We start from the raw sequence: 11288 nt of genomic DNA, 5'->3' as shown, positions 1-11288 counted from the left end.
TCAGAATAATTCAAGTGAATTTGTTTGAAAGAAGAACTTTAAAAGCTTTATTTTCACCCGATAAAATACCCATAAAACAAGAGGAAGCTCATTTGAGCTTCCTCTTGTGAAAAATTGTGGGACAGCAGTGGGCATGAACCTCGGTTTTTTATCGCCCCTCTCTTTTTAAAAGAGGGGCTTTTGAGAGAACTATCTTCTAGACTTAAAGCTGATATCCACTTTACGTGGGCGGAAGCGCCAACCTAGTAATAAGAGCAATACGGAGAAAATCAGCACTGGCCAGTCGCTGAGTTTCATGTAGAGCGTTTCACCCTGCATGGCGGGTAGCTCACCGCGGAGTATAGCTTCTTTATCCATAGGTGCACGTTTCACAATATGGCCATTGTGGTCGATGAACGCAGTTACCCCAGTATTGGTAGCACGAATAAACCAGCGACCATTTTCCTTGGCCCGCATTTGTACCATCTGTAAATGTTGCTGTGGACCGGCAGTGCCAGTAAACCAAGCATCATTAGATACGGTCACCAGAAAATCGCTTTGGCTGGCATTACGACGAGTCAGGTTTGGATAAGCCACTTCATAGCAAATCGCTGCACCTAAAGGATGGTTTTTCACATTTAATGGTTTCTGGATATCCGCACCACGCGAGAAACCACTCACCGAAGGGTCGTTTTGCAGAGCTGGCAGTACCCAGCTGAGTGCGCCAGAAAGTGGAATATATTCCCCAAAAGGCACCAGACGCTGCTTCTTATACAAACCACTCGACTCATTACCGGTCGCCATGATGCTATTGTAATATTTTGGCGTGCCTGCTTCCTGTGACTCAGCCAGATCCCAGAACGGAATACCTGTGACCCAAGCTGTTCCAGATTTTTCTGCCTGAACTTTCATGGCATCCAAGAAAGGTTCGATGTCGGTCTGGAACATCGGAATCGAAGATTCTGGCCAGACAATTAGGTCACGTCCCCATTCAGTCTTGCTCAGATTGGCATAGATCAGCAGAGTTTTTACCTGATATTCAGTTAACCATTTCAGGTCCTGAGGAATATTGCCCTGGATCAGAGAAACGGTGAGCGGCTTTTCATTTTTTTCTTGCACGAAAGTCAGTTGTGCAGCACCCCAGGCACCCAATAACAAGAGTGCAGAAGGCACGATCCAGAAGACCCGTTTACTTAAGATTTCAACCAGCGCACAGGCCAGAACAATCACTACAAAGGACACCCCAAATACACCAAATAAAGGCGCATAGGCATCCAGATAAAGCTCAGTAAAAGCGTAACCTGCAAATAACCATGGGAAACCGGTAAATACCCAGGTTTTGGCCCATTCAAAGATCACCCAAAGTGGTGCGAAGGTAAGAGGTGTTTCTGGGAAAAATCGACGATAAATGAAAGTCTGAAGCGCAGTAAACAGTCCCATGACAATCGCCATGATCAGGATCATGATTACGCTCAGGAAAGCACTGGTATCGCCATACACATGAATAGAGGTATAGAGCCAGAATGCACCCACAAACCACAATCCAATCCCATAAGCCCAGCCAATGCCAAAGGCCTGTTTCGCACTACGACCACGGACGCAAGCATACAATAAAGCAGGAGACAGAATTGCCAGCCACCAGTAATGATAAGGTGCCAGTGCCAAGCTAAAAATGGCTCCTGCAAATAAGGCAATCAATACAGGATAAATTAAGGCTAGCTGCTTTTGCTGCTGGGCTGGATTTAATAGCTTATCGAAATATGCTCTCATTGGCGCACAGCTCGAATTAAACGAATAGAACGTGAATCTGCCTCAAGAATGGTAAATTGCCAGTTTTCCAGTTCAATCGTCTGACCTTCCAAATCATTTACCAGACCAATTTCTTGTAATAACAAACCGCCCATGGTTTCAACTTCATCATCGGAGAAATTGGCATCTAGCATATTGTTAAAATGCTCGATTGGCGTCAGCGCTTGTACTACCCAGGTATTGGCTGTCTTCGGGTCTTGATCCGGAACAATATATTGTGCTTCTTCATCCGCAATATCATGTTCGTCTTCAATTTCACCCACAATTTCTTCGAGAATATCTTCTAATGTCACCAGGCCTGAAGTTGTACCGTACTCATCAATCACTACCGCAATATGAGTCTGGGTATTTTTCAGCATACGTAGAACCTGATCCGAACGCGCACTTTCCGGCACAAACAGCGGCTGACGCATCAAGGCACGAATATCGACTTTGGAAGAAGGCTCGGTCAGGAAAGGAAGCAGATCTTTGGCCAGCAAAATACCAACTACATTATCCGGTTGATCCGATGAGAACACAGGGAATCGCGAATGCGCAGATTCAACTAAAACATGCAGAATTTCGAGAAGTTGGTCATCTTCCTGCAAGCTAATCATGGACGTTCTTGGCGTCATGACTTCACGAATTTTGGTGGCCGGCAGGTCCAATACGCCTTCCAGCATTGCAACAGTATCGGGTTCTAAAAATCGACGTGAATCTTGTACTAATTTTAGCAGTTCGTCGCGAGTTTCGGGTGCAGTTCCCAGCCATTTACGTAAGCCGCGCATACCCCACGACGGGCCTGATTCCTCGTGCATGATCTTTCCTAAAGACTCTTAATATCTAAAAAAACGTGATTTTATCATACCGCAGAAAATACGCTTGTCTATTGTAATTATGCTGCGCAGACTTGATCGCGCGGGTCAGTATGGTTTTGTGTATTGGTTCAAAGCGCGGGCTGCAATGCGATAGCCGCTTTATGCTAAAATAAGGCTGATCTTGAATTCCTGAGTCTGTCGATGTCTGAAGCCGAAATTACGCCAAGCCTGCAATTGAATACCCGTGGATTACGCTGCCCTGAGCCAGTCATGATGTTGCATCAAGCCATCCGTAAGTCTAAAGCTGGTGATGTAGTTGAAGTTTTTGCTACGGATAATTCGACCTCTTGGGATATTCCAAAATTTTGCATGCACCTCGGCCATGAACTGCTACTCCAAGAGGAGCGTCTGGATGAAAATGGCCATAAAGAGTTCCATTATCTGGTGAAAAAAGGCGGTTAAGAGATTTTTTGGGCAGATGAGTGATTCATTTGCCCATATTGTTGAAAGATTAAAATGAAAAGAAAGCTATTTTTTTTGAATACTTGATCTGCTTGAAGTTCCTGACTTTCAGAAAATAAAAATTTGATATTAAAGCCTCTTCCAGAATTACAGTGATGAATCGGAACCATGGCCAGACCAATGAATCTAGGCTGGATATAAATAATTCACTATAATGCCGCAAAAATATTTATAACAATTAAAAATGATAAAAAATCATATCGCTCAAGTATTAGAGCAAGTGGGTCTTAGTGCACAGAAGCGTGCTTTGCTTGTTCAGTTTTCCCATCAAAAACTTAATTCCGAAGTTTTTCTGCAACGTATTGATGGCCAACATGTCCTGAATCAGGGACTAAAGATTGAGCTGATTTGTGTGTCGACTAATGCCTTGATTCCCCTTAAAGAATTTATTGGAATTCAAGTAGCGATAGATCAGGTCACGGATCAAGGACAGTTATTTCGCAGTTCCGGAATTATTACTGCAGCAACTCAGGGACAGAGTGATGGTGCATTAGTGCTTTATAAACTCACCCTGGAAGATGCAACGTCGCTATGGCATAAACGCCGTAATAGTCGTGTGTTCATGGACAAGAGTGTCCGAGAGATTACTGAAATCTTATTCAAAGAATGGCAGGGTAAGAGTCCATTATTTGCGGCTGCACTTAAGCTGGATTTATCCGGTTTGCAGCAAACTTATGATGTACGTCCTTTTACTATGCAGTTGAATGAAAGCGACTATGACTTTTTAACCCGTTTATGGCGTAGTGAAGGGATTAACTGGCTGATTGATGAGTCTGAGCTTATAGTTGTGCATTCATCTGCAGCGATTGCAGCGCAAAAGCTTAGATTAATTGATGACAATAGCTACTACCAAGCTTTAAGCCGCAGAGCGATCCGTTTCCATCGTTCCAGTGCTACTGAACAAGAAGATAGCATGACCAGTTTTATTGCAGAACGACAGTTGCAGTCGACCGCTGTACATATCCAGCGCTGGCATGCCGGTCGCTTGAATCAGGAAGAAGGCATAGGTTCAGTACAAAGCAAGCACCAGCAGAGTCAGGTTCAGGATAATGCCAGCCTGGCATTGGAACAAGGCTGGAACATCAGTCCGGCATGGATCACTGATCTCAGGCATGCAGATCAGGCAACTCTAGCCTCGGATGCACAAATCGAGAAAATAAACCAAAATTTGCAGCATTTCTATGATGCACAGGCCAAACAATTTTTAGCAACATCCACGGTACGTGATGCCCAAGTGGGTTACTGGTTTCGGCTGGATCAGCATCCTGAAATTGACCAGCATCCAGCAGTAGATAAAGAATTTTTAATCATCTCTAGGAAATTTTATAACCAAAATAATTTGCCTAAAGACTTAAATGAGCAGGTTCATGCTTTAATTCAGCAAAGCTGTTGGCAGATGACAGAATCCAAGGACGCAGGTGAGCGTCAGGCCAACCAGCTAGTCTTGCAACGTCGCCATATTCACTTGGTTCCTGAGTATCAACCTTTATTGCAGCGGCCACAGGCCTATCCGCAATGCGCCAAGGTAGTCGGGCCAGAAGATGAAGAAATTTATGTGGATGAATGGGGGCGGATCAAAATCCGTTTTCTGTTCACTCGTCCGGATGACCATGCTCACGATGGTGGCGCAGGCAGCAATGACAGTGATACAGATTCAGCCTGGGTAGATGTTCTGACCCCGTGGGCAGGTATAGGTTATGGGGTCCGTTTCTTGCCACGCATTGGTGAAATTGTGGTCGTCGACTTTTTTGATGGCAATATTGATCGGCCTTTTGTGGTAGGTCGGATTCATGAAGGCCAACGTTCTCCGACGAAGTTTGATCAAAAAGGACAACTACCAGATACCAAAAAACTCAGTGGTATTCGCTCGCAAGAAGTACAGGGGCAAGGCTTTAACCAGTTACGTTTTGATGATACGACTGGCCAGATCAGTATACAGTTACATAGTAGTCAAGCTGCCAGTCAGCTCAATCTGGGTAACTTAAGTTATTCAAAAGAACAGGCTGAAAATGAAGGACGGGGTGAAGGCTTTGAACTTAGAACTGACCAATGGGGTGCAGTCCGTGCAGGTAAAGGGTTATTGATTTCGGCTCATAAACAGCAAGCCGCAGACGGTTCACATATGGATGCTGAACCAGCGAAAAGCCAGCTTGAATCAGGCTTGCAGATGAGCCAGGCGCTAAGTGATGTTGCTAAAAACCAGCAAACTGATCCGCTTGAAATCTTTGAAAATTTAAAAAGCTTTATTGAGCAAATTAAACAGCAAGATCAAGACAAAGCAGCTGCCTTTAAACAGGCAATTATGATTCTGACAGCACCAAAATCCATTGCACTGAGTACTCAGCAGGATATTTATTTGTCTGCGGAGGGTCAAATTAGCCACCAGGCAGCGGACAGTATTAACTTAAGTTCACAAAAAAATATTATTGGGCATGCCTCTTCTAAAGTGAGTCTGTTTGCAGCTCAACAAGGCCTAAGTGCTTATGCCGCAAAAGGGAAAGTTGAACTACAGGGGCAAAATGATGGGATGGATGTTATTGCACGCAAAGGTATCAAAATTGTCTCCACTGAAGATCAGATCGAAATTACAGCAGCAAAGAAAATTGTTTTAACTGCGGGCGGTTCTCAAGTTGAGATCAGTAGTGCCGGAATTTTGCCGATGACGGGTGGTCAGTTTGAGATGAAGGCAGGGCAGCATCAATTTTTATCAGGAGAAAAGGTAATGCATGATATTCCCTATCTTCCTGCCTCACATAATAGTTCCTATATTTTAGAGTTCGATGTGCGACATAAAATAAACAATAAATTATTAGAAAGCTCTCCAATTTTTAGTCTTATTGATTCTAAGGGGAATGTACGAACAGGAGAGGTTCCCAAAGATGGAATTATTAGAATTACCTCAAAAAATAAGGAAGAAAAATATACGGTTATGGTGCATAAATATGATGCAGAGATATCGGAGTTAGAAGAATGACTTATACGGCTCGTTTAAAAGTATCCTGTGATAATAAAGACCTTTTATCAAAATTAAGCTATACCTTACTAAATACGACAACTCAAAAAAGTTATGGAGGAAAAATTGATCCGAATGGTTGTACCAAAATCTATAGTTGCAATAAATTAGATTTAATCTTTGTAGAGTTAATTTTAAATAATTCAAAAATTGCCAGAGTGCGTGTTCCCGCACTAGAAAATGGCGAATTTAATAAATCGATATATAAATTAAAATCAACTACAGGTACAACAAAACAAGCAGAATCAAATAAAGTACCTGTTAAAGTTAAAAATGAATTAGAAATAGCACTTGAAGCCTTACATGGTACAGCACTTTACTTTAGTAATAACTTTTTAGATCATGATAGCTCCTTAAGAATTGCTTATATGAAAGCAATTAAAAAAATGAGTCATGATTACTTAAAGGATGTTGAAAATGGAAGAATGACTGTAAAAGATGCTTCGAAAGAGGCTCATACATTAAGAAATGATATCTTAGAACAGACCAGGAAAAAGAATTCTCCAATCGCGTTAGCAGTATCACAAAAAGAAAAAATAGCGGCTAAAAGCTTAGATCAATTCTTAGAATATTATGCATTGAAATTAAAAGATCCTGATAAATGGAAAAGACTGAAAGATCAGTCAAGACAAACCTTAGATCATTATGTAAAAGCATCAACAGGTACAAGAAATTCATATTTTCAGGCGCTTTCAACAGCAGATAAAAATAAAGTTTTTTATAGTGTAGTTAAAGGATCAGGGGCATCCCATGGAACTTTTGATAAAGCAGCAAAGTATATGAAACCACTAGGCAGAGTAATTGTCGTTATTTCAATTTCCTATGCTTGGTATGAGATTTTTTCAGCTGAGAATAAAGAAAAGGAATTTTATAAAGAAGCCGCAACCATAGGCTCAGGAGTGGCAGCTGGCGCTGTGGGTGGTGCTATTGCAGGAGGAATTTGTGGCCCCGGGTCTCCCATATGTTCAACAGTAGGTGTAATAATTGGCGGTCTAGCGGGAGGGTATGGAGCATATAAATTAGTTGAAGCTTATGATGAAGAGTTGGAAGCTTTTACAGAATGGACTTTATTTTAATTCCAGTAGGTAGCCTGTATGTTTAAGTTTTTAAAAAGGTTAGTAAGAAAAGAAGCTAATAAAAATTTAGATACGAGTAATTATAAAACTAAAATTAAAAATTTTAGCTTAGAGCATGATCAGATTGTGGGCGTAAATATAGATGATGTAATAATAAAAATACCTTATATAGACATAGTAAGGATATCTATTATGGTTTATGGGGAAGATTTACTCCCTCAACCAATCTGGACTGTGCAAACAATAAAAGACATTATTGATATACCGAATGAATTAAATAATACTGATAAATTATTTTTTGAGGTTCTTAATAAAAAATTAGATGGTTACAACTCAATTCAAACCCAAGAAGAAATATTAAAAGCTATGAATTGTACCCATAACAGCCTATTCCATATTTGGCAGCGCCATGATGCAGATAAAATATTTAAATCTATTAAATACTAATTTTTTCTTGTACAAAAAAATTAAATGATGCGTATTTCATAATCTTATAAATATAAAAAAGCCTCTAAAATAATTAATTATTTTAGAGGCTTATGCAAGCTAATTAAGCATTACATATTAGGGTAGTTCGGACCACCGCCACCTTCCGGTGTTACCCAGGTGATATTCTGAGATGGATCTTTGATGTCACAGGTCTTGCAGTGTACACAGTTCGCTGCGTTGATCTGGAAGCGTTTCGAACCGTCATCATTTTCCATGATTTCATACACACCTGCCGGGCAGTAACGCTGAGCAGGCTCATCCCATTTCGGCAAGTTGACATCTACCGGAATCGAAGCATCGGTCAGTTTTAAATGCGCTGGCTGGTTTTCTTCATGGACTGTATTCGATACAAACACAGAAGACAGACGGTCAAAGGTTAGCTTGCCATCCGGTTTTGGATAGTTCGGCTTGAAGTTCACTGCATCGACTGTTTTCAGAGTTTTAAAGTCTGGCACTAAATCATGGAGCGTGAACGGCACTTTAAACACGTTCTGGTCGATGAAGTTGAATGCACCACCCATCCATTGACCGAACTTGTGCATCGCAGGGCCAAAATTACGCGCGCTATACAGCTCTTCTTTCAACCAGCTATTGTTGAACTTGTCTGTATAAGATGTGAGTTCTTTTACAAAGAAGTCTTCACCTTCGGTCACACGCGCAATCGCCAGATCACCGCCTTTTTCTACACCGGCAGCAATCGCTTCAAATACCGCTTCACCGCAGAGCATGCCGGACTTCATGGCAGTGTGTGAGCCTTTGATCTTGGCAAAGTTCAGGAAGCCGGCATCATCACCAATTAAAGATCCACCCGGGAAGGTGAATTTCGGCAGGGAGTTAAAACCACCTTTGGTTACGGCACGCGCACCATAAGAAATACGTTTACCGCCTTCCAGATACTGTTTGATCAGTGGATGGGTTTTCCAGCGCTGCATTTCCATAAATGGATACATGTGTGGATTTTCATAAGACAGATCCACGATCATGCCTAGGGTTACCTGATTGTTTTCAGCGTGGTAGAGCCACCAGCCACCTGAAGAACCGGTTTCAGATAAAGGCCAGCCAGCACCGTGCATTACCAGACCTGGTTTGTGTTTCGCAGGATCAATTTCCCACAGTTCTTTAATGCCGATCCCGTAGTGCTGCGGATCAGCATCTTTATCCAGATTGAATTTTTGGATCAGGCGTTTACCTAAATGACCGCGGCAGCCTTCAGCAAAGATGGTGTATTTGGCATGCAGCTCATAACCCGGCGCAAAGTTATGCGTCGGTTCGCCATCTTTACCAATACCCATGTCACCGGTTTGGATACCTTTCACCGTACCATCTTCATGATACAGAATTTCAGAAGCAGCAAAGCCCGGGAAGATCGATACTTCCAGTTCTTCGGCTTTCTGGCCTAACCAGCGCACTACATTACCGAGTGAGATGACATAGTTGCCATCATTGTGCATGGTTTTCGGCACCATCCAGTGCGGTGCTTCTTGTGATTTTTCATCTGAAAGAAGGAAGAACGTTTTGTCTTCTGTGACTGGCACATTTAAAGGCGCACCTTCTTCTTTCCAGTTCGGGAACAGCTCGTTCATCGCACGTGGTTCAAGCACAGCACCTGAAAGAATATGAGCACCGACTTCGGAGCCTTTTTCTACGACACAAACGGACAGATCATTTAAATTGTTTTCAATTGCAAGTTGACGGATCTTGATTGCAGCAGACAGGCCGGCAGGACCCGCACCTACGATCACAACGTCAAACTCCATCGATTCACGTTCGATGTGTTCCATGTAGGACTCCTCATATTTCTATTCGGTGGCAACCATAATCGGATGATTGGGTGCTGCCATGAGTGTTCTGAATTCCTAGACACAAAAATAGTAGTGTCTTTAAGCATCTGGGCTAGTATAGTTTTAAACCCAGGTTAAGCCAATTGGCTGAAACATATTATTTTTCCGTCATTAAGGTCTTCTTTATATGAATAAGTCAGCACCCGATAAAAATCCGACGAAAAAAGTAGCTTCTAGCGATGATAAAAATTTAATGGATATCGCACAATACTTAAAAGATGCACAGGGCAGTCACAAAAGGTCAATCCCGCCTTTGGATCAATGGCAGCCAAAGCATTGTGGCGCAATGGATCTCAAGGTTTTGGCCAATGGAGAATGGTGGCACGAAGGTCAATTGATCAAGCGTCAGCCGATGATAGACCTGTTTTCCACGGTACTCTGGAAAGAAGAAGGAAAATTCTATCTAAAGACGCCGGTTGAAATGATTGAAATCGAGGTCGAAGATGAACCTCTGTTTGTAAATCAGGTCGATCAGGTCAAGATTGAAGGCAGGACTTACCTGCAACTGACCACCACGACTCAGGACATCATTATTGTCGATAGCGAACATCCTATCTTTATGCGTCAGTATCAGGATGAATTGCGCCCTTATGTGCATGTGCGTTTTGGAATCAATGCGCTTATTCAGCGGGCTGCTTTTTTACATCTGGTGGAGATGGGCGAGCTTGGTGAAAATGCTGCTGGAGAGACGGTTTTAAGCTTGAAAAGTGGTGATTTAGACTTGCATTTAAGCACCTGAGGTTTAAGCTTTGTCGCAAGGTCATTTGAAACAAGCAACTAGCAACGTTATGAGCGCTATCCAACCGATTTATCCCTTAGTAGATCCCATGCCTAAAGCCAGTGCTGATGCACCTATCGGGATTTTTGATTCTGGTGTGGGAGGGTTGTCGGTTGCTTTGGAAATTGCCCGGTATTTGCCCAATGAACGCTTTGTTTATTATGCCGACACGGCTTACGTACCTTATGGGCCCCGTAAAGATCAGGAAATCCGTGACCTAACTGCGCGAGCGATTGAATGGCTGTATCGTGAAGGCTGTAAAGTTGCAGTCGTTGCCTGTAATACCGCTTCTGCATTTAGCCTGGATTATTTACGTGAGCATTATGGTGAAAACTTTCCTATCATTGGACTGGTGCCAGCGCTCAAACCTGCAGTCCTCAATACCCAATCCAAAACGGTGGCCGTTCTGGCCACACCTGCAACCTTTCGTGGCCAGCTGATTAAGGATGTCATGACCCGTTTTGCCGAGCCGGCACAGGTCAAAGTAATTCCGGTGACCTGTCTGGATCTGGTGCCTTTTGTAGAAGCCGGTCAGCAGATGAGTCCTGAGTGTCTGGCGACATTAACTCAGATTTTACAACCGGTTGTTGATCAGGGTGCTGATTATTTAGTGCTAGGATGTACACATTACCCCTTCCTAAAATCGTCAATTCAGTATATTTTTGGTCAAAAGCTGACATTAATTGACTCAGGATTCGCGGTTGCGAGACAAACGGCCCGAATTTTGATCAAAAATGGGTTATTATTTGAACATGAGTGCAAGGACAGTCTAAAAATCCGACTTGTGGTTAGTGGTCAAAATGCTGAACAGCTCCAGCCGATTTTAGGGCATCTGATTCCAGCCGATATTAAATGGCAGGTCAGCAATATGGAGACAGAAGTCAGCTAGGCGACCGTCACTCATCTTATAATTTTGAAAGATATATTTTTATACTGGGGTCGTCATATTGTGTCAGGGCAGGGTTTAGCCGGCCAGATCAATGT

General features: G+C 42.6%; 9 protein-coding genes. 6 read left to right on the top strand and 3 right to left on the bottom strand.

The features are described from left to right. Positions 1–189 precede the first annotated feature (189 nt). Entirely contained in the window at positions 190–1749 is a 1560-nt protein-coding gene (gene lnt, locus FTU72_RS13300; protein WP_166134823.1) for an apolipoprotein N-acyltransferase, read from the bottom strand. Further along, entirely contained in the window at positions 1746–2585 is an 840-nt protein-coding gene (locus FTU72_RS13295; RefSeq protein ID WP_004781742.1) for an HlyC/CorC family transporter, read from the bottom strand. The genes lnt and FTU72_RS13295 overlap by 4 nt, the downstream gene beginning before the upstream one ends. Before the next feature lie 201 nt (positions 2586–2786). Here FTU72_RS13295 and tusA point away from each other — a divergent pair, with 201 nt between their 5' ends. The 4 genes from tusA (at position 2787) to FTU72_RS13275 (ending at position 7643) form a co-directional block, all read left to right on the top strand. Then, entirely contained in the window at positions 2787–3047 is a 261-nt protein-coding gene (gene tusA / locus FTU72_RS13290; protein WP_180052985.1) for a sulfurtransferase TusA, read from the top strand. Positions 3048–3291: 244 nt separating this feature from the next. Continuing rightward, a complete protein-coding gene (locus FTU72_RS13285; protein ID WP_180052986.1) occupies positions 3292–6081 on the top strand; it encodes a type VI secretion system Vgr family protein in 2790 nt (929 codons plus the stop codon). After that, positions 6078–7196, top strand: coding sequence for a hypothetical protein (locus tag FTU72_RS13280; protein ID WP_179991989.1), 1119 nt, complete (start codon positions 6078–6080; stop codon positions 7194–7196). Before FTU72_RS13285 ends, FTU72_RS13280 begins: the two co-directional genes overlap by 4 nt. A gap of 18 nt (positions 7197–7214) precedes the next feature. Continuing rightward, positions 7215–7643, top strand: a complete 429-nt coding sequence (locus tag FTU72_RS13275) for a hypothetical protein (RefSeq protein WP_166134832.1) — start codon at positions 7215–7217, stop codon at positions 7641–7643. 110 nt (positions 7644–7753) lie between these two features. On the opposite strand, the gene FTU72_RS13270 is transcribed toward FTU72_RS13275, so the two are convergent. Continuing rightward, positions 7754–9466, bottom strand: a complete 1713-nt coding sequence (locus FTU72_RS13270) for an electron transfer flavoprotein-ubiquinone oxidoreductase (protein WP_005232462.1) — start codon at positions 9464–9466, stop codon at positions 7754–7756. A 187-nt stretch (positions 9467–9653) separates the two neighbouring features. Between FTU72_RS13270 and FTU72_RS13265 the strand changes: the two genes are divergently transcribed. Together FTU72_RS13265 and murI are read left to right on the top strand one after the other, a co-directional pair. Then, a complete protein-coding gene (locus FTU72_RS13265; protein WP_159123934.1) occupies positions 9654–10265 on the top strand; it encodes a DUF1285 domain-containing protein in 612 nt (203 codons plus the stop codon). Between the two features lie 49 nt (positions 10266–10314). Next, positions 10315–11193, top strand: a complete 879-nt coding sequence (gene murI, locus FTU72_RS13260; RefSeq protein ID WP_166138033.1) for a glutamate racemase — start codon at positions 10315–10317, stop codon at positions 11191–11193. Positions 11194–11288: the final 95 nt, after the last annotated feature.

The organism is Acinetobacter sp. YH12137 (assembly GCF_013418535.1).
Taxonomy (GTDB): Bacteria; Pseudomonadota; Gammaproteobacteria; order Pseudomonadales; family Moraxellaceae; genus Acinetobacter.
The sequence above is the reverse complement of the archived record's forward strand: the minus strand, read 5'-3'. Positions and strand labels throughout refer to the sequence as shown.

Coding starts and splice junctions, on each gene's coding strand:
- lnt (WP_166134823.1), bottom strand. CDS start 1,749: ATGAGAGCATATTTCGATAAGCTATTAAATCCAGCCCAGCAGCAAAAG.
- FTU72_RS13295 (WP_004781742.1), bottom strand. CDS start 2,585: ATGCACGAGGAATCAGGCCCGTCGTGGGGTATGCGCGGCTTACGTAAA.
- tusA (WP_180052985.1), top strand. CDS start 2,787: ATGTCTGAAGCCGAAATTACGCCAAGCCTGCAATTGAATACCCGTGGA.
- FTU72_RS13285 (WP_180052986.1), top strand. CDS start 3,292: ATGATAAAAAATCATATCGCTCAAGTATTAGAGCAAGTGGGTCTTAGT.
- FTU72_RS13280 (WP_179991989.1), top strand. CDS start 6,078: ATGACTTATACGGCTCGTTTAAAAGTATCCTGTGATAATAAAGACCTT.
- FTU72_RS13275 (WP_166134832.1), top strand. CDS start 7,215: ATGTTTAAGTTTTTAAAAAGGTTAGTAAGAAAAGAAGCTAATAAAAAT.
- FTU72_RS13270 (WP_005232462.1), bottom strand. CDS start 9,466: ATGGAACACATCGAACGTGAATCGATGGAGTTTGACGTTGTGATCGTA.
- FTU72_RS13265 (WP_159123934.1), top strand. CDS start 9,654: ATGAATAAGTCAGCACCCGATAAAAATCCGACGAAAAAAGTAGCTTCT.
- murI (WP_166138033.1), top strand. CDS start 10,315: ATGAGCGCTATCCAACCGATTTATCCCTTAGTAGATCCCATGCCTAAA.